The organism is Curtobacterium sp. RIT-PI-V (assembly GCF_025642935.1).
Taxonomy (GTDB): Bacteria; Actinomycetota; Actinomycetes; order Actinomycetales; family Microbacteriaceae; genus Curtobacterium.
The window spans coordinates 18288-38325 of record NZ_JANZKM010000010.1 but is presented as its reverse complement, the minus strand read 5'-3'; the positions used below and the strand labels follow the sequence as shown (position 1 = coordinate 38325).

Annotated in this window: 24 protein-coding genes; 21 read left to right on the top strand and 3 right to left on the bottom strand. The window is 72.1% G+C overall.

Annotation, left to right across the window (positions count from 1 at the left end; all coding sequences use genetic code 11):
* The first annotated feature begins 122 nt into the window (after positions 1-122).
* The 11 genes from OGL88_RS17790 to OGL88_RS08215 all read left to right on the top strand — a co-directional run bounded on the left by OGL88_RS17790 (position 123) and on the right by OGL88_RS08215 (position 9445).
* Positions 123-1316 (top strand): peptidoglycan DD-metalloendopeptidase family protein, encoded by a 1194-nt coding sequence (locus OGL88_RS17790; protein ID WP_194648933.1) that lies wholly within the window; start codon positions 123-125, stop codon positions 1314-1316.
* A 52-nt stretch (positions 1317-1368) separates the two neighbouring features.
* Positions 1369-2013 (top strand): DNA alkylation repair protein, encoded by a 645-nt coding sequence (locus OGL88_RS08260; protein ID WP_263091124.1) that lies wholly within the window; start codon positions 1369-1371, stop codon positions 2011-2013.
* Between the two features lie 69 nt (positions 2014-2082).
* Positions 2083-3615 (top strand): MFS transporter, encoded by a 1533-nt coding sequence (locus OGL88_RS08255; protein WP_263091123.1) that lies wholly within the window; start codon positions 2083-2085, stop codon positions 3613-3615.
* A gap of 8 nt (positions 3616-3623) precedes the next feature.
* Positions 3624-4181 (top strand): TetR/AcrR family transcriptional regulator, encoded by a 558-nt coding sequence (locus tag OGL88_RS08250; RefSeq protein WP_263091121.1) that lies wholly within the window; start codon positions 3624-3626, stop codon positions 4179-4181.
* Between the two features lie 106 nt (positions 4182-4287).
* Positions 4288-5175 (top strand): aminoglycoside phosphotransferase family protein, encoded by an 888-nt coding sequence (locus OGL88_RS08245; protein WP_263091120.1) that lies wholly within the window; start codon positions 4288-4290, stop codon positions 5173-5175.
* A gap of 124 nt (positions 5176-5299) precedes the next feature.
* Positions 5300-6493, top strand: a complete 1194-nt coding sequence (locus OGL88_RS08240) for a zinc-dependent alcohol dehydrogenase (RefSeq protein WP_263091119.1) — start codon at positions 5300-5302, stop codon at positions 6491-6493.
* The gene (locus OGL88_RS08235) at positions 6493-7539 is read left to right on the top strand and encodes an NAD-dependent epimerase/dehydratase family protein (RefSeq protein WP_263091117.1); all 1047 of its coding nucleotides are present in this window, start codon (positions 6493-6495) and stop codon (positions 7537-7539) included. The genes OGL88_RS08240 and OGL88_RS08235 overlap by 1 nt, the downstream gene beginning before the upstream one ends.
* A gap of 172 nt (positions 7540-7711) precedes the next feature.
* On the top strand, positions 7712-8065 hold the full coding sequence (locus tag OGL88_RS08230) for an SHOCT domain-containing protein (protein ID WP_263091114.1): 354 nt from the start codon (positions 7712-7714) through the stop codon (positions 8063-8065).
* Positions 8062-8316: a c-type cytochrome biogenesis protein CcmI gene (gene ccmI / locus OGL88_RS08225; RefSeq protein WP_263091113.1), complete on the top strand. Its 255-nt coding sequence runs from the start codon at positions 8062-8064 to the stop codon at positions 8314-8316. Before OGL88_RS08230 ends, ccmI begins: the two co-directional genes overlap by 4 nt.
* A gap of 9 nt (positions 8317-8325) precedes the next feature.
* A complete protein-coding gene (locus tag OGL88_RS08220) occupies positions 8326-8745 on the top strand; it encodes a DUF6314 family protein (protein WP_263091112.1) in 420 nt (139 codons plus the stop codon).
* A 34-nt stretch (positions 8746-8779) separates the two neighbouring features.
* Positions 8780-9445, top strand: a complete 666-nt coding sequence (locus tag OGL88_RS08215; RefSeq protein ID WP_205463662.1) for a pentapeptide repeat-containing protein — start codon at positions 8780-8782, stop codon at positions 9443-9445.
* 62 nt (positions 9446-9507) lie between these two features.
* Here OGL88_RS08215 and OGL88_RS08210 read toward each other — a convergent pair whose 3' ends face one another.
* Positions 9508-10497 carry an NAD(P)/FAD-dependent oxidoreductase gene (locus tag OGL88_RS08210; RefSeq protein ID WP_263091108.1) on the bottom strand — a complete coding sequence of 330 codons (990 nt, stop codon included), beginning with the start codon at positions 10495-10497 and terminating at the stop codon, positions 9508-9510.
* Positions 10498-10564: 67 nt separating this feature from the next.
* Here OGL88_RS08210 and OGL88_RS08205 point away from each other — a divergent pair, with 67 nt between their 5' ends.
* Complete coding sequence (locus OGL88_RS08205; RefSeq protein WP_263091106.1) at positions 10565-11188, top strand: helix-turn-helix domain-containing protein; 624 nt, start codon at positions 10565-10567, stop codon at positions 11186-11188.
* Positions 11189-11223: 35 nt separating this feature from the next.
* Here the strand turns inward: OGL88_RS08205 and OGL88_RS08200 are convergent, their stop codons facing one another.
* Complete coding sequence (locus OGL88_RS08200; protein WP_263091104.1) at positions 11224-11979, bottom strand: glycosyltransferase family 2 protein; 756 nt, start codon at positions 11977-11979, stop codon at positions 11224-11226.
* A 147-nt stretch (positions 11980-12126) separates the two neighbouring features.
* On the opposite strand from OGL88_RS08200, the gene OGL88_RS08195 reads away from it, so the two are divergent.
* The 9 genes from OGL88_RS08195 (at position 12127) to OGL88_RS08155 (ending at position 18735) form a co-directional block, all read left to right on the top strand.
* Positions 12127-12891, top strand: coding sequence for a hypothetical protein (locus OGL88_RS08195; protein WP_263091101.1), 765 nt, complete (start codon positions 12127-12129; stop codon positions 12889-12891).
* A complete protein-coding gene (locus OGL88_RS08190) occupies positions 12888-13334 on the top strand; it encodes a phage holin family protein (RefSeq protein ID WP_263091099.1) in 447 nt (148 codons plus the stop codon). The genes OGL88_RS08195 and OGL88_RS08190 overlap by 4 nt, the downstream gene beginning before the upstream one ends.
* Positions 13331-13903 (top strand): DUF3618 domain-containing protein, encoded by a 573-nt coding sequence (locus OGL88_RS08185; RefSeq protein WP_263091097.1) that lies wholly within the window; start codon positions 13331-13333, stop codon positions 13901-13903. The genes OGL88_RS08190 and OGL88_RS08185 overlap by 4 nt, the downstream gene beginning before the upstream one ends.
* Positions 13904-13981: 78 nt before the next feature.
* Entirely contained in the window at positions 13982-14407 is a 426-nt protein-coding gene (locus tag OGL88_RS08180) for a MarR family winged helix-turn-helix transcriptional regulator (RefSeq protein WP_111085840.1), read from the top strand.
* A gap of 57 nt (positions 14408-14464) precedes the next feature.
* Entirely contained in the window at positions 14465-15106 is a 642-nt protein-coding gene (locus tag OGL88_RS08175) for an MBL fold metallo-hydrolase (RefSeq protein WP_263091093.1), read from the top strand.
* A gap of 55 nt (positions 15107-15161) precedes the next feature.
* Complete coding sequence (locus OGL88_RS08170) at positions 15162-15851, top strand: HAD family hydrolase (RefSeq protein WP_263091091.1); 690 nt, start codon at positions 15162-15164, stop codon at positions 15849-15851.
* A gap of 40 nt (positions 15852-15891) precedes the next feature.
* Positions 15892-16374 carry a GNAT family N-acetyltransferase gene (locus OGL88_RS08165; RefSeq protein WP_263091089.1) on the top strand — a complete coding sequence of 161 codons (483 nt, stop codon included), beginning with the start codon at positions 15892-15894 and terminating at the stop codon, positions 16372-16374.
* Between the two features lie 52 nt (positions 16375-16426).
* On the top strand, positions 16427-17035 hold the full coding sequence (locus tag OGL88_RS08160; protein WP_263091087.1) for a TetR/AcrR family transcriptional regulator: 609 nt from the start codon (positions 16427-16429) through the stop codon (positions 17033-17035).
* A complete protein-coding gene (locus OGL88_RS08155; RefSeq protein WP_263091085.1) occupies positions 17032-18735 on the top strand; it encodes an MDR family MFS transporter in 1704 nt (567 codons plus the stop codon). Before OGL88_RS08160 ends, OGL88_RS08155 begins: the two co-directional genes overlap by 4 nt.
* A gap of 245 nt (positions 18736-18980) precedes the next feature.
* On the opposite strand, the gene OGL88_RS08150 is transcribed toward OGL88_RS08155, so the two are convergent.
* Positions 18981-19979, bottom strand: a complete 999-nt coding sequence (locus OGL88_RS08150; protein WP_263091082.1) for a LacI family DNA-binding transcriptional regulator — start codon at positions 19977-19979, stop codon at positions 18981-18983.
* Positions 19980-20038 lie beyond the last annotated feature (59 nt).

Here is a 20038-nt window from a genome sequence, read left to right as displayed (position 1 = left end):
CGCACCCCCCTGTCAAGGGGTTGTGCACCCCGCGTAGAAAAGCGACCATCGTTCGGTGACTCGTGCAGGGCGAGCGCCGAACGACCGCGCAGGGGCGTGGTCGGTTCCGAGTCAGGGGATCCATGACCACCACTCCGTCGACCGTCGCACGTGCGCGCCGACTCCCACGCTTCGCCGGCGCCGTCATGGCGCTGGCCCTCGCGGCGGGCGCGCTCGTCGCCACCGCCGAACCCGCCGCAGCGTCCGCAGTGTGGGTCGGCTCGGTCCCGGCCGGCACGAAGCTCCTGCCCGGTGACCAGGTCACCTCGCAGAACGGCCAGTTCCGGCTCATCATGCAGGGTGACGGGAACCTGGTCGAGTACGGCATCGGGAACCGCGTGCTGTGGGCCTCGAACACCGCAGGCTCCTCGAACGTCTACGCCGTCGTGGGGCGGGACCGCGCACTCGACATCATGCGCAACGGCAAGCGCGTGGCGCGCTGGGCCTCGGCAGGCCGGGCGAACTCGACTGCGCTGGCCGTGCGTGCAGACGGCACCATGGCGCTGCTCGCCGGCACCTCCGTCGTCGTGAAGTGGAACACGTTCCAAGACCGGATCGCCTCCGGTGGTGCCCTGCTGAGCGGCACCGTCCTGCGCTCCGACGCGACCACCAACCGCACGCTCGAGATGCGCGCGGACGGCAACCTGGTGCAACGGGTGAACGGTGCAGTGGTCTGGCACACGAAGACGGGTGGCCACCCCGGAGCCTGGGCCGAGCTGCAGAAGAACGGCAACTTCGTGATCTGGTCGAAGGACCCGGCGCGCAAGGTCGCACTGTGGACGACGAAGACCACCACCGCGGGCTCGAGCAACCTGCTCCTGCAGGTCGACGGCAACCTCGTGATCTACGGGGCGAAGGACACCCGCGTGTGGTCGAGCCGCCCCGTGACCGGGCTCGCCTGGCCGGTGAAGGGCACGAAGATCACCGGCAGGTACGGCGACGACCGAGGCGCCGGACACGTCCCGCGCTACCACCAGGGCACCGATGCCCCGGTCCCGGTCGGCACCCCCGTGTACGGCGCGGGTACCGGAACGGTCACGAAGACCGTGGCGAACGACGCCTCGTACGGCAACTACATCGTCGTGACCTACGGCATGACCACGGTGCTCACCGCCCACCTCAGCAAGATCGGGGTGAAGAAGGGCCAGATCGTGAAGCTCGGCACCGAGATCGGGAAGTCCGGCAACACCGGGCAGTCGACCGGGCCGCACGTGCACGTCGAGATGCGGCGCAACGGAACGCTCGTCGACCCGTTGAAGAACATGCACTTCCGCTGATCCGGGGTCGCGCGGGGCGTGCGGGCGAAGCGGCGCGGATACCCTTGACCGGATGACATCGCGCGGCGGGACCGGGAACGGGGCGGACGCGGAAGCCGTCCTCGTCGCGTTCGCGCACTCCAGCGGGGACGTCGCGGCAGCGCGCCGGGTCGCTCGGCGGTTCGAAGGCCTCGACGACGGCGAGCGCTCGGCGCTGCTGTGGAGCGAGGACGACGGGGCGAAGCTCATCGCCGTGCTGCTGCTGGTGCAGGCGATGCGCGAGCACCCCGATCCGGAGCTGACCGACGAGTACCTGTCTGCGGCGAAGGCCGAGCGCTTCGAGGACCCGGCGCTGGTCGACCTGGCAGCCGAGGAGCTCGTCGGTGCGCCGCTCGTGGGCAGTTCGACCGGGCCGCTGTTCGCGCTCGTGAAGTCCGACGTGGCGATGGTGCGGCGGATCGCGGTGGTGGCGACCCTGGCGTTCGCGAAGCAGGGCGACGCCGAGGTGCCGCTCGGCATCGCCGGACGCCTGGTGCGGGAGCGGAGCGACACCGTGCAGTCGGCGCTGGGGTGGGTCCTGCGCGAGACGGGCAAGCGGGCATCGGAGGCGGCGCTCGTGGCGTTCCTCGAGAAGAGCGGACGGTTCCTGACCCCTGCGGCACGCCGGACGGCGACCGAGCACCTGCCGCCGGCGGATCGCGACCGCCTGCGGGGCTGAGCACGAACGACGCTGGCAACCAACTGTGCAGTCGGTTCTACCGACCATCGGGTCGGTTAGAGTCACCGGGTGACCGAAACCACCCCGAGCACCAGCACCGCCCCGATCCACCGCGCCTCCGTCCGTGAATGGGCGTCCCTCGGCGTCCTCACCCTGGCCGTCGTGCTCCTCGCGATCGACGGCACCGTGCTGGCCCTCGCCGTCCCGTCGCTGACCGCCGACCTCGACCCGACCGCGACCCAGGTGCTCTGGATCGGCGACGTCTACTCGTTCGCGCTCGCAGGGCTGCTCGTCACGATGGGCAACGTCGCCGACCGGATCGGTCGGAAGCGCCTGCTGCTCATCGGCGCGGTCGCGTTCGGCTTGGCCTCGGCCGCCGCGGCGTTCGCACAGACGCCCGAACTCCTCATCGCCGCGCGGGCACTGCTCGGCATCGCCGGGGCGACCCTGATGCCGTCGACCCTGTCGCTGGTGCGCACGATCTTCCGCGACGCCCGGCAGCGCACCACCGCGATCGCCGTGTGGTCGGCGGGTGCGACGGGTGGTGCCGCCGCCGGACCGCTCGTCGGCGGTGCGCTGCTCGAGCACTTCTGGTGGGGCTCGGTCTTCCTCATCAACATCCCCGTCATCGTCGTGATCGTCATCGCCGGCGCGATCCTGCTGCCCGAGTCGAAGGGCGGCGCGCGCACCCCGATCGACCTGCTCTCCGCCGTCCTCTCGGTCCTGGCGATCGTGCCGCTCGTGTACGCCGTGAAGCACGTCGCCGGGCACGGGTTCGACTGGACGGTGCCCCTGACGGCGCTCCTCGGCATCGGCGCCGGCTGGTGGTTCGTCCGCCGGCAGAAGCGCCTCACGACGCCGCTCATCGACCTGCAGCTGTTCCGGATCCCGGCGTTCTCGGGCGCCGTCGTCGCGAACTCGCTGTCGGTCTTCGCGCTGAGCGGACTGCTGTTCTTCTTCTCGCAGTACCTGCAGCTGGTCCGCGGGTTCACGCCGCTGCTCGCCGGCGCGGCCGAGCTGCCGGCGACCCTGGCCTCGATCGCGGTGATCGCGATCATCGGGCTGTTGTCCCGGCGGGTCGGACCCGGCCGGTCGATCGGCCTCGGCCTGGCGGTCGCCGCCGTGGGCATGGCCGGCCTCGCGTTCGCCGAGGGGCTGCCGACGTACTGGGGCATCGCGATCGCGCTCGCCGTGGTCGGTCTGGGCGTCGGGGTCTCGATGACCCTGGCCACCGACGCAGTGGTCGCCGCGGCACCTCGGGAGCGTGCTGGTGCGGCCTCGGCCATCTCCGAGACCGGGTACGAACTGGGCGTCGCACTCGGCATCGCGGTGCTCGGTTCGTTGCAGACCGCGTTCTACCGGTCGAACCTCGACGTGACGAGCGGCGTGGTCAGCGGCGGTGTCGGCGACCGGATCCGTGAGTCCCTGGCGTCGGCGTCCCAGGTCCTGCAGGACGGCGACCCGATCCTCGAACACGCGCGGCACGCCTTCACCGGCGGCATGCAGCTCGCCTCGATCTGCGCGGCCGTCGCGCTCGCCGTCGCCGCCGCGGTCGCACTCCGGGTGATCCCGAACCGGCAGGATGGACCGCATGAGCACTGAAGGTCGTCATGAGCACTGACGGCACCCGCGATCGTGAGCGCACCCGCCAGGCGGTCCTCGAGGCCGCCGAGCGGTTGCTCGCCGAGCGCGGCACCCGGGTGAGCGTCGCCGAGATCGCGGCGGACGCCGGCGTCTCCAAGAGCGGCCTGCTCCACCACTTCCCGTCGAAGGACGAGCTGCTCCTCGCCGTCGCCGCGCACGGTCTCGCGACGTTCAAGGACGAGGTGCTGCGGCACGTCGACCTGGCCGAGAACCGCCCCGGCAAGGTCCTCCGCGCCTACGTGCGGACCCTGTGCGGCGGCAGCGAGCGCGCCATGGAGGTCTTCTCGCCGACGGCGCACTGGACCGGTCTGATGGCGGTGCCGGGGGTCGAGGCGGTCGTCGCCGCGGACGCCGAGGACTGGCGCGCGGTGTTCGCGCGCGACGGCCTGCCCGAGGACCGCACGTTGGTCGTCCGGCACGCGGCCGAGGGGCTCGCAGCAGCTGCCGCCATGCCGCCGTACCTGGACGCACGCGAGCTGGCGGTCACCCGTGACGCGCTGCTCGCCCTGGCAGAACCCGCCTGACGACCCGGCCAGGAGGCCCGGTGCGCGGCCGCCCCGCCGGTCACCTGGGCAGGCGGCCGGCCCGACCCCCGTGGTTCAGTCGGTGTCGTCGGCCTAACCTGGGGCCATGCACACCGAAGTGCCCCGGATCGACGTCGCACTCGTGGAACGACTCGTCGCGACGCAGTTCCCCGAGTGGAGCGGCCTGCCCGTGCGCGAGGTCGACCACCAGGGCTGGGACAACCGCACGTACCGACTCGGCGACGCGCTGTCCGTCCGGCTGCCGAGTGCCGCCGGCTACGTGCCCGGGGTCGAGAAGGAGCAGGACGTCCTGCCGTACCTGGCGCGCCGGTTGGACGTCGCGGTCCCCGAGCCGGTCGGCCTCGGCGAACCGGGCGAGGGGTACCCGTTCCGGTGGTCGGTTCGGCGATGGCTCGACGGGACGGTGGCCGCGCGTGCGGTCGACCTCGACCACGAGCGCTTCGCCGCCGACGTCGGCGCGGTGCTCCGGCAGCTCCGCAGCCTCCCCGCCACCGGGGGTCCGACCGCCGGCGTGCACTCGTTCCACCGCGGCGAGCACCCGTCGGTGTTCGGCGCCGAGGTCGTCGCGGCGCTCGACACCCTGGGCGCGCGGGTCGACCGTGCCGCGTGCGAACGCATCTGGGACGGCGCGCGCACCTCGACGTGGGACCGTCCGGGGGTCTGGTTCCACGGGGACGTGGCGCCGGGAAACCTGCTCGTGGACGGTGCGGGACGCCTCGCCGCCCTGATCGACTTCGGCACGTGCGGGGTCGGTGACCCGGCGTGCGACCTCGTGCTCGCGTGGACGTTCCTGGACCCGGTGGCGCGCCCGGTGTTCCGCGAGGCCGTGGGGCTCGACACCGACACCTGGGCGCGCGGGCGGGGCTGGGCACTCTGGAAGGCGCTCATCATGCTCGCCGGCAGTGCCGGGCCCGGCGACCGTACGGAGCACGAACGCGTCCTCGCCGCGGTCCTCGCCGACCCCGTCGTCTGACGCGACGGCGCGCCCGGGGTCGTGCGTGGGGCTGTGAACGCGCCACGGGGCGGGCGCGTACCGAGGAGGGAGAAGCGAGTCGTGCCTCCCGGCCGGCCCGAAGCGACCACGAGAGGAACGCGACGTGCGCGCACTGACCTGGCAGGGCACCGAGAAGGTGTCCGTCGAGACCGTCCCCGACCCGACCATCCAGGAGCCGACCGACGCGATCGTGCGGATCACGTCCACCGCGATCTGCGGCTCCGACCTGCACCTGTACCGGGTGCTCGGCCCGTACATCGACAAGGGCGACGTCCTCGGCCACGAGCCCATGGGCATCGTCGAGGCGGTCGGCAGCGCCGTCACGAACCTCAAGGTCGGCGACCGCGTCGTCGTCCCGTTCAACATCTCGTGCGGCCACTGCTGGATGTGCAAGAACGGCCTGCAGTCGCAGTGCGAGACCACGCAGGTCACCGAGTACGGCTCGGGAGCGGCGCTCTTCGGCTACACGAAGATGTACGGCCAGGTCCCCGGCGGTCAGGCCGAGTACCTCCGTGTCCCGCACGCGGACTACGGCCCCATCGTGATCCCGGACGACGGCACGCCCGACGACCGGTGGCTGTTCCTCAGCGACATCCTGCCCACCGCGTGGCAGGCCGTGCAGTACGCGAACGTGCCCGAGGGCGGCACGCTCGCCGTGCTCGGACTCGGCCCCGTCGGCCAGTTCGCCGCCCGCATCGGCAAGCACCTGGGCTACCGCGTGCTCGCCGTCGACCCCGAACAGGTCCGACGCGACCTCGGGGCGAAGCACGGCGCCGAGGTCTTCGACCTGACCAAGGACACCGTGCCGGAGCTCGTCGACCTGACCGACGGCCGCGGCCCGGACGGGGTCGTCGACGCCGTCGGCATGGAGGCGCACGGCAACCCCGTCGCCGGCTTCGCCCAGCGTGCGGCCGGGCTGCTGCCCGACGCGCTGGCGCAGAAGGCGATCGAGACCGCCGGCATCGACCGGCTCGCAGCCGTGCACGCCGCGATCGACCTGGTCCGCCGCGGTGGCACCGTCTCCCTGAGCGGCGTCTACGGCGGCATGGCCGACCCGATGCCGATGATGACGCTCTTCGACAAGCAGATCACCATCCGCGAGGGACAGTGCAACGTGAAGCACTGGATCGACGACATCATGCCGCTCGTGCAGGACCCGTCGGACCCGCTCGGCACGCTCGACCTGACCACGCACCGGGTGTCGCTCGAGGACGCCCCGCACATGTACGAGGTGTTCCAGAAGAAGCAGGACGGCTGCGTGAAGGTCGTGCTCGACCCCGCCCTGGCCGCCGCCTGATGCGGATCGTCGTCGTCGGCGGGACCGGCAACGTCGGGACGGCGGTGCTCCGTCGCCTCGCCGAGGCCCGGGCCGCCGGCGGACGCGACGACAGTGTCGAGATCGTCGGCGTCGCACGGCGCCTGCCGGACGTGCACGTGGAGCCCTACCGTTCCGCCGTCTGGCACGCCGTCGACGTCGGCGCGTCCGACGCGGTCGGCCAGCTCACTGCGATCTTCACCGGCGCCGACGCCGTGATCCACCTGGCCTGGGCGCTGCAGCCGACGCACGACATCCCGCTGCAGTACCGGACCAACGTCACCGGCACCGCGAACGTGTTGTCGGCCGTTGCTCGTGCAGGGGTCCCACAGGTCGTCGTCGCGTCGTCGGTGGGGGCCTACCGGGGCGTCGACGCCGCGGGCAAGCGGACCCCGGTCGACGAGAGCTGGCCGACCGACGGCATCCCCACCGCGACGTACTCGATCCACAAGGCCGCGAACGAAGCGGCGATGGACGCCTTCGAGGCAGCCCATCCGTCCGTGGTCGTCACGCGGCTGCGCCCGGGGTTGATCTTCCAGCGGGACGCCGCCGCCGAGATCCGTGGACTGTTCCTCGGACACCTCGTGCCGATGTCGATCGTGCGGTGGATCCGGTGGCTCGTGCTGCCCTTGCCGTACCCCTTCGTGTTCCAGGCGGTGCACGCCGACGACGTCGCTGACGCCTACTGGCGGACCGTCGACCAGCGGGCCGGCGGAGCGTTCAACATCGCCGCGTCGCCCGTGCTCAACCCGCCGCGGTTGGCCCGGGCCTTCGGCATGCTCGGTGCCGTCCGGATCCCGCTCGGACTGCTGCGCGGGATCGTGACGCTGACGTGGCGACTGCGGTTGCAGCCGACGGACGCCGGCTGGATCGACATCGCGGCCGGGGTGCCGATCATGCGGACCGACCGCGCCCGGTCGGTGCTCGGATGGGAGGCCCGGCACACCTCCGAAGACGCGTTGCGTGCGCTCGTGGCCGGGTTCGCGGACGGTGCGCACGTGGCCGCGTCGGATCCGCTGCGGGGGTAGCTGGGCTGGGCGGGCGGGCGCTGCCGGGGCGTACCGGGTGCTTTCGGGCGTACCGGGTCGGAAGTTTCGACCAGGTACGCCCGATTCCGCGTTCCATCGCGGGTGTGATGGGAAGGAACGGGCGATCGGGTCGCGCTACGATTCGCTCGTCGTTGTGAGAAGGGGGAGCGCGATGGTGCTCAGTTGGTCGGCGTTCAGTGAACTCGAGGGACCGGGCGGCTCGGCTATGCCCGACCTGTTCGGCGGTTGGTTCGGCATCGCGTTCGGGGTCGTCGCAGCCCTGACGATCCTCACCACCCTGACGATCGTCGTCCTGACGCTCTACCGCGGCAAACGGATGGCCGACCGCGGTCAGAACCCGCTCACCCTGCAGGAGGACATCGCGTACCAGGCGATGCGGAGCCGCACCCTCGCGCCCGAGAAGCCGCTCGAACAGCGGCTCGCCGAACTCGACGACCTGCACGCCCGCGGTGTGATCTCCGACGAGGAGCACCGGACGGCGCGAGCCGAGGCCCTGCGCGGATGATCGCCTCCGAGGAGCTGCACAACCCGCTCATCCCGCCGCTGTACGACATCGTGTGGAGCGTGGCGATGGCGCTCATCGTGGTCGCCGTCGTCGTCACCGTGTGGATCGCGGTCGTGCGGAGCCGTCGCGCGAACGGTGCGCCCCGGACACTCCGCGAGCAGCGGTTGGCGGAACTCGACGACCTGCACGCCCGCGGGGCGATCACCGACGACGAGCACCGGGCGGCGCGAGCCGAGGCCCTGCGCGGTTAGCCTGGGGAAGTGCTGCTGCCGACGGACCTGCTGGGGGAGTGGGCGCTCCGCCGGACGCTGGACGACCGGCGTGCCGGCGTGCAGGGCGTCGTCACCGGCACCACGACGCTGACCGCGGTCGGCGCGCACGAGGTGCGCTGGGACGAAGCGGGCATGATGACCTTCGACGGTCGGGCCACCCCGGTGTCGCGGACGCTCGTCGTGCGTCGCCGCACCACGGGGAGCCCGGACGACTGGACCGTGCACTTCGCCGACGGCCGGGTGTTCCACGACTGGGTCTGGGGTGAGAGGGTGGCCCACGCCTGCGCACCGGACGACTACACCGGGGCACTGGACGGCGACGAGCAGCGGTGGACCGTGCGCTGGGAAGCCCGGGGCCCGGGGAAGGACTACCGGCTCGACAGCGTGCTCACCCGCGCATCGGCGTGACCACGACGTCACCGGCACGCGCCAGACTGAGGCCATGGCACGTTCCTCCGGTACCGAGACCCCGCGCATCACCCTGACCGAGCCCGTCGACCTGCAGGACTGGGTCCCCGGACCCGGCGACGTCCTGACCGGCGACCGCATCGAGGGGAAGCGCATCGGCGTGCTCGACCTGGCCGGTGAGCGCCTGCCCGACCTCGAGATCGAGGAGTGCGTCATCGACACGCTCCGCGGCGACGGCGCCGACTTCCGTGGCCTGCGGGTGCACGACTCGATCATCGACACGCTCGACGCCCCGGTGCTGCGGGCGTCGAGCAGTTCGTGGCGCGAGGTCCGGGTGTCCGGCGGTCGCATCGGTTCCGGCGAGCTGTACGACTCGGGGTTGAACGGCGTCGAGTTCGTCGGGATGAAGTTCGGGTTCGTGAACCTGCGCGGATCGACGCTCACCGACGTGGTGTTCCGCGACTGCGTGATCGACGAGCTCGACATCGCGGACGCGAAGCTGCTCCGGGTGTCGTTCGAGGGCAGCAGCATCCGCGACGCCGAGGGGTCCAACACCCGGATCGACCACGTGGACCTGCGGGGTGCGGACCTCGACCGGGTCGAGCGCCTCGAGGGGTTCCGCGGCGCGACGATCGGCGCCGACCAGCTCTACACGCTCGCCCCGCTGCTGGCGGCGCAGGCGGGCTACCGCGTCGACTGACGGCCGCCCCGAGTCTCGGGGTGGGCGACACTTCTCGCAGCTCCGAGCGCGAGGACCGTCGCTCAGCCCGAGACTCGCCCAGAGCCCGCCGCCGCCGTGGCGAGGGCCGCCGCCAGGTCGGCCTGCACCAGGTCGCCGTGCGCGGCCGCTCCCGCCTGGACCCCGGCGGCGGCGGACGCGATGACCGTCGCCATCGGGGCCGCCACGTTGCCGGCCGCGTACACACCGCGCACCGAGGTCTGCCCGGCCGGGTCGACCGTCAGCGCGCTCGCGTACCGGAAGTCGCCCATGAACTGGTCGGTCGCGACCAGGCCGAGCCCGGACAGGAAGTCCACGCGCGCCTCAGCGGTGCTCGCCGCGGCCAGGGCGTCGAGTTCGACGACCTCGCCGGAGCCGAGCGTGACCCCGGTCAGCGTGCCCTCCGACGAGCGGACCTGCGTGACCGTGTCGTCGACGACCTCGATCCCGCGGGCCTGCAGACCGGCCAGGGCGGTGTCGTCGACGAGTGCGGGATCGGTGACGAACGCCGTCACGTGCTCGCTCAACGCCCGGAACATCAGCGCGTGGTGCACGCCGTTCGGTGTCGTCACGAGCACGCCGATGCGCTGGTCGCGGATCTCCCACCCGTGGCAGAACGGGCAGTGCACGACCCCGCGCCCCCACTGCTCGGCCAGGCCGGGTACCGGCGGCAGGACGTCCACGGCGCCGGAGGCGACGACGAGCCTGCGGGCGGTGACGACCGTGCCGGAGTCCAGCGTGACCGAGAAGCCGACCGGGTCGGTGCCGTCACCCGGCGTGGCGGACGCGGCCACGATCCTCCCGGCCGTCACCTCGACTCCGTAGGCGGCGACCTCGTCGCGACCGATCGCGGACAGCTCGGCGGGGGCGACACCCTCGCGCCCGAGGTAGTTGTGGGCGCCGGCCGACGGCGCGTTGCGGGGCTCGCCCGCGTCGACGACGAGGACGGAGCGGCGGGAGCGCCCGAGGACGAGGGCGGCGGAGAGGCCGGCGGCTGCTCCGCCGATGACGATGACGTCGTAGTGATCACGCATGCAAGGAGCATGCGGCCCATCGCGCGCAGACAGCAAGGAACCTTGCCGTTGTGGCAACATGACGAGCATGCGCACCACTCCACACGGGCACGGCCCGCAGGAACCGACGGCTCCGCGCACGACCGCGCAGGTCGTCGACGGGGTGGGGCCGCGGCTGCGCGCGCTCCGGGCCCACCGGGACGTCACGCTCGCCGCACTCTCCGAGCAGACCGGGGTGTCGGTGAGCACGCTCTCGCGGCTCGAGTCGGGGCAGCGCAAGCCGACCCTCGAACTGCTGCTCCCGCTGGCACGGGCGTACCAGGTGCCGCTCGACGACCTGGTCGGAGCACCGCAGACGGGAGACCCCCGGGTGCACATGAAGCCCGAGGTGCACGGCGGACGCGTGGTGGTGCCGCTGACGAAGCGCACCGGCGGCGTGCGGTCGTTCAAGCAGCTGTTCCCACCGAACACACCGGGCGGTGAACCGTCGCTCAAGACGCACGAGGGCTACGAGTGGCTCTACGTGCTGTCCGGCCGCCTGCGCCTCGTGCTCGGCGAGCACGACCTCGACCTCGGGCCGGGTGAGGTCGCCGAGTTCGACACCCACACCCCGCACTGGATGGGCAACGTCACCGACTCGGTGACCGAGGTGCTGTGCCTGTACGGGCCCCAGGGTGAACGGGCGCACGTGCGGTCGAGGCCGACGCGCTGACGGCACGCGCGAGCGTCACCGTTCCGGCAAGCCGATCAGCGCGTGCGCCACCCGCGGCGTACCCGCAGCCCCGCGCGCACCCGCCGCGCCCACCGGCGCACCGGGTTCGCCCGCCGGCCGTTCACGCGGAACGTGTGGAAGGCGCGTCGCGTCCGCAGCAGTGCGGACGGGAGGCCCGACAACGGTCGCGCGGACACCTGCACCGTGAGCACGGGGTCGGCCACCACCCGCCAGGCCGGGTCGAGCTGCATGCTCAGGTCCACGTCGTCGTGCACCTCGGGGTCCTCGCGGTGCGCTCGGCCGCGCACCGCGGCCCACGTCGACCGCCGCATCGCCATCGCGGAACCGAACAGCGGTGGGCGGCCGAGCGCGGCCCACATGAGCGCGAAGTACGGCCGCATGTAGACGGCGTCCCACAGTCGGCCGATCAGCGGTCCGCCGTCGTGGGGGCATCCGGGCCCGGTCACCGCGACCACCGACGGATCGGCCAACAGCCGCACCGCGTCGGCGATCCACCCCGGCGGCGGGACGGAGTCGGCGTCGAGCCGGACGAGGACGTCCCCGGAGGCCCGGTCGTAGCCGCGCGCCGAGGCCCGGGCGATACCACGGATGCGTTCGGTGAGCACGATCGCCCCCGCTGCCTGGGCGACCTCGGCACTGTCGTCCTGGCTGCCGTTGTCGACCACGACGACCTCGTCGGCGAGCAGATTCTGCACTGCGAGGGCGTCGAGGCAGCGTCGCAGATGCGCAGCGTCGTCACGCACGGGGATGACGACGGAGACGCGGACCATCCTCCGATCCAACCGGAGGTTCGCTGTGCGGACAGCCGGTCCGCGTTCCGTGGCGTTCCTGCGCTGGAGCACATCGGAGGGCGCGCACCTTCGGTCAAGCAGCGCCCCGGTGTCCATCGGTGGCGACGGACAACCGGAAGGCCGACCATGACCACGAACCCACCCGGGAACGACTCCGGGACCCCCATCCACGACCGCACGGTGGCTTCCGAGGGCCACGAGGTGTCCCCCGGCGTCACCGTCCCCTCGTTCGCCAGCGGCGTGCCCGCGGCCGGACCGACGGACCCCGACGTCGCGCAGGCGTACGACCCGTACGGCGACGACGCCGAGGTGCCGTTCGACGCACCCCTCGCCGCCGTCCCCGCAGATGCGGAGTCCGGCAAGGCCGACGCGGCGAAGGGTGCCGCGCAGGACGTCGCCGGGGACGCGAAGGCCAAGGCCGCGGACGTCGCCGGCACGGCCAAGGAGCAGGCCTCGAAGGTCGCCTCCGAGGCGACCGACCACGCCAAGCAGCTCTACGGCCAGGCGTCGGAGAACCTCAAGCAGCAGGCCGGCGAGCAGCAGGAACGTGCCGCAGGCGGCCTCCGCAGCCTCGGCGAGCAGCTCGGTCGCATGGCCGAGAACGACGAGGACCAGGGCGTGGCCGCGAAGGTCGTCCGCGACCTGTCCGGCCGTGCGACCTCGGCCGCCGGGTTCCTCGAGAACCGCGACCCGGGCTCGCTCCTCGACGAGGTCAAGACCTTCGCCGCGAAGCGTCCGGGCACGTTCATCGCCATCGCCGCCGGTGCCGGCATCCTCGCCGGTCGGTTGACGAAGGCGCTCGCCGCGGACGCCAAGCACGAGAAGGAAGCCGGCGACGGGCCCACCACGACCCACACCGGCACCGGCACCGGCCCCGGGAGCGCCCTGTGAGCCACACCGTCCCGGGTCCGACCCCGCCGGGTGAGCCGACACCCGAGGAGCGGGCCGCCACGACACCGCTCGGCGAGCTGCTCTCCGACGTGTCCCGCGACCTCTCCAACCTGTTCCGGCAGGAGATCGCCCTCGCGAAGGCGGAGCTGACCGACTCGGCGAAGAAGGCCGGCAAGGCGGGCGGGATGTTCGGCGGCGCCGGACTCACCGCGTTCTTCTCGCTGCTCTTCGTCTCGATCGCCGCGTGGTGGGCCATCGGGTACGCCGTCGGCAACGCGTGGTCCGCCCTCATCGTCGCCGCGGTCTACGCGATCGTCGCCGTGGTCCTCGGTCTCCGCGGTCGCGCTGCGGCCAAGGAGATCACGGGCCTGCCCCAGACGGTCGCCACCGCCAAGGAAGTCCCCGAAGCACTCAAGCCCACGACCACCGGGAGGAAGCCATGAGCACCCCAGACGAGATCCGCGCCGACATCGAGCGCACCCGCGGCGAACTCGGCTCCGACGTCGACGCCCTGGCCGACAAGGTCAGCCCGTCGTCGATCGCCCACCGCCAGACCGAGAAGGTGAAGAGCCGGTTCCAGGGCGTCCGCGAGTCCGTGATGGGCGCCGCGGACTCCGCGAAGTCGAGCGCCTCGGGCTCGGCGTCCGGTGCCGCAGACCACGCGAAGGACGTCGCCCAGCGCGGGGTCGAGCAGGCCAAGGGCGCACCGTTGGCGATCGGACTCATCGCGTTCGGCGCCGGCTGGCTCGTGTCGTCGCTCATCCCCGCGAGCGACAAGGAAGAGGAGCTGGCCGTCGAACTCAAGGACAAGGCAGCCCCCCTCGTCGACGAGGTCAAGGAACAGGCGAAGGACGCCGGGTCGCAGCTCGGGGACGCCGCGAAGGGGCACGCGCAGGACCTCAAGGGCACTGCGCAGGACGCCGCTCAGACCGTCAAGGACGAGGCGCAGGGCGCCGCTTCGGACGTGCAGGACCACGCGAAGGGCGCAGCGGACGACGTCCGCAGCAGCTGACGCAACGGGCTCACGAACGACAGGCGCGGTGCCGGCTGGCACCGCGCCTGCCGTCGTCCAGGCGGTAGCGTTCCGGGCATGGACCGGACCGACGAACTCGCCGTGGAGCTCCGGCACGCGATCGGTCGCGTCGTGCGCGCTGCGAAGCGGGAGGCGGACTCGCTGCCGACCGCCCACGCGACGACCCTCGGGTTCCTCGAGCGCGAGGGGCCGATGCCGATCGCGCAGCTGGCACGTCGCCGGGCGGTGAAGCACCAGGGGCAGTCGCGCACGGTGGGGGAGCTCGCCGACCTCGGGTACGTCGAGCGGACGGCGTCGGACACCGACCGCCGCGTGTCGGTCATCCGCATCTCCGACACCGGCAGCGAGGTCCTCCGCCGGGACATGACGGCGCGTGCCGACTGGTTGGCGACGGCGATCCGCGAGGAACTCGACGACGAGGAGCGCGCGGCCCTCGAGCGCCTGCCCGGCATCTTCGAGCGGTTGGCCCGGCGCGCCGACTGAGTGCTCCCTCACCTGGATCGACACCCAGAAGTACAACACAGTTGTAGAGTCGTTGCCATGGAGCTGACGAAGTACACCCACGCCACCGTCGTCCTCGAGCAGGACGGGACCACCCTCGTCATCGACCCGGGGGTGTTCACGCCCGAGGCCGCCGACCTCGTCGGCGCAGCTGCCGGCGTCCTCATCACCCACGAGCACGCCGACCACTTCGACGTCGAGGCCGTCCGCGCCGGGCTCGCCGCGAACGACGCCCTCGTGGTGCGGGCTCCCGGTGCGGTCGTCGAACAGCTCGGTGACCACGACGGTCGCGTGAGGGCGGTCCATGCCGGTGACGCGTTCGAGATCGGCACGTTCTCGGTGCAGGTCTTCGGCGAGGAGCACGCGGTCATCCACCGCGACGTCCCGACGATCGCGAACGTCGGGTACCTGGTGGACGGCACGGTGTTCCACCCGGGCGACGCGTACCTCGAGCCGGGGGTCCCTGTGCAGACGCTGCTCCTGCCGACCAGCGGTCCGTGGACGAGCACCGCCGCCGCGGTCGACTACGTCCGATCGGTGGCGCCGGAGCGTGCCGTGCAGATCCACGAGGCGATGCTGAGCGAACTCGGCCAGCAGTCCACCGCGCGGTTCCTCGGCTCGGACGGTCTCGGACCGGTGCCGGTCCTGATCCTGCCCGCGGGGGAATCGATCACCGTCTGACGGACGCGACCGTGCTCCTGGGAGGCGATCCGCGCCTCCCGGGCAGCATGGAGGGATGTCCGACGCTCCCTCGACCGCAGTCCTCTTCGACATCGACGGCACGCTCGTCGACTCGAACTACGCCCACATCGACGCCTGGTGGCGCGCTGCCCGCGCAGCGGGCGAGTCCGTCGACGCCTGGCGGATCCACCGTGCGATCGGCATGGACTCCGCGAAGCTGCTCGAGACGCTGCTGCCGGACGCGTCCGACGAGACGCGCGACACCGTCGAGCAGTTCAACACCGCCTACTTCGCCGAGCACATGCCGCAGCTGCGGCTGCTGCCGGGCGCCCGAGAGCTGCTCCGTGCGGTCGCCGAGGCGGGGCACGCCGTCGTCCTGGCGACGAGTGCGCCGGAGAACGAACTGACGCGGCTGCGCGAACTGCTCGACGCCGAGGAGTGGCTCACCGCGGTGACGAGCTCCGAGGACGTCGAGCAGGCGAAGCCGGACCCCGGGATCGTCCAGGTGGCGCTCGACCGGGCCGGTGTGCGTGCTGACGCTGCCGTCATGGTCGGCGACGCGATGTGGGACGTCGAAGCGGCCGGACGCGTCGGGGTGACCTGCGTCGCGGTGATGACCGGCGGCATCGGCGGCGACGAACTCCGCGGAGCCGGTGCCGCCGAGGTCCACGACGACGCCGCTGCCGTGCTCGCCGCGCTGCGGTCCGGGGACGGCGCGATCGCGGCACTGGGTGGGCGCGCGTGAGCGTGCGTCGTCGCTGGCATCCGTGACAGGATCGTCGACCGTGATCACGATCGAACGCGTGTCCTGGGACGACCCCCGATCCGTGGTGCTCCGCGCCCGGATGGACGACGAGATGCACGAACGCTACGGTTCGTCGAACGGCGACGAGGACCCGGCGATCACGGCCGAGCGGAGCCGCGCGCTCTCCGTCGACCCGTCGACCGTCGTCACCTCGGTCCTCGCGGTCGACGAGTCCGGCGAAGCCGTCGGGCACATCGCGATCCGACGGCTCGGCGACGAGGTGGAGCTGAAGCGCCTGATCGTGCTGGCGTCGGCCCGCGGCAAGGGGGCAGCCACCGCACTGCTCGACGAGTGCGAGCGCATCGGCCGCGAGCTCGGCGTGCCCCGGCTGATCCTGCAGACCGGTGACAAGCAGCCCGACGCGGTCGCCCTGTACGAGAAGACCGGGTGGAGCCCGATCCCGGTCTACACGCCGTACGCGGCGACGATGCCGTGGTCGTTCTGCTTCGAGAAGGCCCTCTAGGGGTACGACCCTTCCGATTGCACTTTCAGGTGGATAGTGCAATTCTTGCTCGGTGAGCACCACTGAACGCACCCGCACGCTGCGCCGGAGCATGATCGGCGAAGCACGTCGGGCGACCGTCGAGCACGGGTTGAGCGGTTTCACGATCGAGCAGCTCTGCGAGACCGTCGGGGTGTCACGGCGCACGTTCTTCAACCACTTCGCGTCGAAGGACGACGCCGTGCTCGGCATCGAGCTGCACGCCGACGTCGAGGCGATCGACCGGTACGCCGAGGGCGGGATCGTCCCCGGCGGACTCGACCCGCTCGACTCGATCGTCGCGCTGGCGATCGACCAGTTCCACCGCGTCGGCATCGATCGCGCGGACGAGGTCCTGGTGCGCCGGGTCTTCGAGCGCGAGCCGGCGCTCGTCGCGCGGTTCCTGTCGGCCACCGACGTGCAGCTCGCCCGGATCACGGACGCCGTGCGGCTGCGGTTCGGGTGGGACGACCCCGCCGACCGCCGTGCGCGCCTCGTCACCGAGGCCGCCGCGGGGCTGCTCAAGGTGACGGCGGAGACCTACTTCGACGAGGCCACCGGCCCGCCCTTCGACGAGCTGCTCACCCAGAACCTCCGCCTGATGAGGGCGGCCATCACCACCGGACAGGACTCCACACCATGAGCGCAACCGCGCCGGGCACCACCAAGCGTGCCCGCCCCGGCACCGACGGGCCGCTGCTGCTGACGCAGCGCCGGATCTGGATCATCTTCTCCGCGCTCATCGCGGGGATGCTGCTCTCCAGCCTCGACCAGACCATCGTCTCGACGGCGATGCCCACCATCGTCGGCGAACTCGGCGGCGTCGCGCACCAGGCGTGGCTGACGACCGGGTACCTCCTCGCCTCGACCATCGTGATGCCCGTCTACGGCAAGTTCGGTGACGTCCTCGGCCGCCGCAACCTGTTCCTCATCGCGATCGCCCTGTTCACCATCGCGTCGGCCGGGTGCGCCTTCGCCGGCGACTTCACGCAGCTCGTGGTGTTCCGTGCGATGCAGGGGCTCGGCGGCGGCGGTCTGATGATCCTGTCGCAGGCGATCATCGCCGACATCGTGCCCGCCTCGCAGCGCGGCAAGTACCTCGGCCCGCTCGGTGCGATCTTCGGCCTGTCCGCGATCGGCGGCCCGCTCCTCGGTGGCTTCTTCGTCGACCACCTCACCTGGAACTGGGCGTTCTACATCAACATCCCGGTCGGCATCGCGGCGTTCTTCGTGGCGTGGTTCGCGCTGACCCTGCCGAACAAGAAGGCGACGAAGCGCATCGACGTGCTCGGCGTGCTCTTCATGTCCGCCGCGACCACGTGCCTGGTGTTCTTCTCGGAGTTCGGCGGCAGCAAGGACCACGGCTGGGACGCCCCCGAGACCTGGGCCTGGTTCGCCGGACTCGTCGTCTCCGCCGCCCTCCTCGTGCTCGTCGAGTCGCGTGCGCAGGACCCGGTCCTGCCGCTGTCGTTCTTCAAGAACCGCACCTTCCTGCTCGCGACCGGCATCGGCCTGGTGCTCGGCATCGGCATGTTCGCGGCGATCGGCTTCGTCCCGACGTTCCTGCAGATGGCATCCGGCACCTCGGCCGCCGTGTCGGGCCTGCTGATGCTGCCGATGATGGTCGGCCTGATCGGCACCTCGATCGCGTCCGGCAACCTGATCACCAAGACCGGCCGCTACCGGATGTTCCCGATCATCGGCACGGTCCTGGTCGCCATCGCCATGCTCGCGATGACCCAGCTCGCCGCGGCCACCCCGATCTGGCTGATCTGCGCGTACCTGTTCGTCTTCGGCGCCGGGCTCGGACTGATCATGCAGGTGGTCGTCCTGGTCGCGCAGAACGCCGTGCCGGCCGAGCAGGTGGGTACCGCGACCTCGACGAACAACTACTTCCGCGAGGTCGGCGCCTCCCTCGGGACCGCCGTGTTCGGTGCGCTGTTCACGGCCCGGCTCACGACGTCGCTCACCGACGTGTTCACCGGCGCCGGCGGCTCGGCGACCGATGCAGCGTCGTCGGCGGGCAGCATCGACCCCGCGACCGTGGCGAAGCTGCCCGAGGCGGTGCAGGACGGCATCGTGAACGCGTACGCCGATTCGCTGGCACCCGTGTTCTGGTACCTGCTGCCCTTCATCGCCGTGGCGTTCCTGCTCGCGCTGTTCCTGCCGCAGATCACGCTCTCCGACACGGCCGGCATGGTCGCCCGTGGCGAGGCCGTCGGTGGCGACGAGGCCGACGAGCTCGAGCGTGCACAGCGCGCGGGCCGGGCGGAGTCCGTGTCGTCCGAGTCCGTGTCGTCGGGTGGTGAGACGCCGGCGTCCCGCCGGGACGCCTCCGACTGAGCGCGGCGCCGCCGGATCCGGGGGCGTCCTGCGGATGGCGGGGCGCGTCGTGGAGACGGCGGCGTGCTGACGGGAGGCGCGGTGCCAGCTGGCACCGCGCCTCCCGTCCGTCGTCCGGTCGCGCTCACTGCCGCGGCCGGCCCCGAGTCTCAGGCTCAGCGACAGATCTCGTGCTCGTCGGCGCGAGAACTGTCGCCCAAGCCGAGTCTCGCCGCGACAGCGTCGAGTCTCGCGGCGGACGGGCGCTAGGCGCCGGTGCTCGCGCGCCGGACCAGGCGAGTGGGGAGCGCCACCGGCTCGGCCGCGGTGCCGTCGAGCGTCGCGAGCAGTCGTTCCGCGGCTGCGCGCCCGAGGTCGGCGCCGGGCAGGGCGACGCTCGTCAGCGCGGGGGCCGTGACCGACGACGACGGCAGGTCGTCGAAGCCGGCGACCGCGAGCTCCCCGGGGACCGCGATGCCCAGCGACCCGGCGACGCGCAGGACGCCGTAGGCCAGGGTGTCCGCCGCGGCGACGACCGCGGTGACGTCGTCGTCCTGCCAGGCCTCGATGACGTGCTCGGTGGCCGAGGCTGCGGCGTCCACGGTGAGGTCGGCGCGGGCGGTGACCTCGGACAGGGTGATGCCGGCGGCGGCGCACTCCTGCTCGAAGAGGTTGCGCCGGACCCCGAACGTCGTTGCTCGGGAGGTCCCGTCGAGGTACCCGACGCGACGATGGCCCTGTTCGTGCAGGTGCGCGACGAGGTCGTGGACGCCGGGGGAGAGGTCGTAGTTGACGGCCTCGGTGCCACCCGGGGCGTCGAGGAGCACCACGGGCACGCTCGCCGACATCGACTCGCCGGCGGCCGGGGCGTCGACGAGGATGCCCGCCGGACGGAGGCGTTCGAAGCGGCGGACGTCGGCTGCCACGGGCTGCGCGCCGCGCTCGGTGACCGACAGCACGAGCTGAAACCGGTCGCCGATGGTGTCGCGCACGCCGCGGATGACCTCGGCGAAGAAGGGGTTCGACAGGTCGGGGGCGATGAGGACGACCAGGTCGCCGCTGCCCCGTGCCAGGGAGCTCGCGGCGTGGTCGACGACGTAGCCGAGCTCGTCGACGGCGTCGCGCACCCGCGTGGCGATGGGGACGGACACCCGGCCGCGGTCCTTGCCGTTGACGACCAGGGAGACCGTGGCGATGCTCGTGCCGGCGCGCTCGGCCACCATGGCAGCGGTCACACGGCGGCCCGGAGCGACGGATGAAGGCACGGGTCGATGCTACCGAGGACGCCTCGACGACTTGACGTCAAACGCTTGACGTGCTTCCA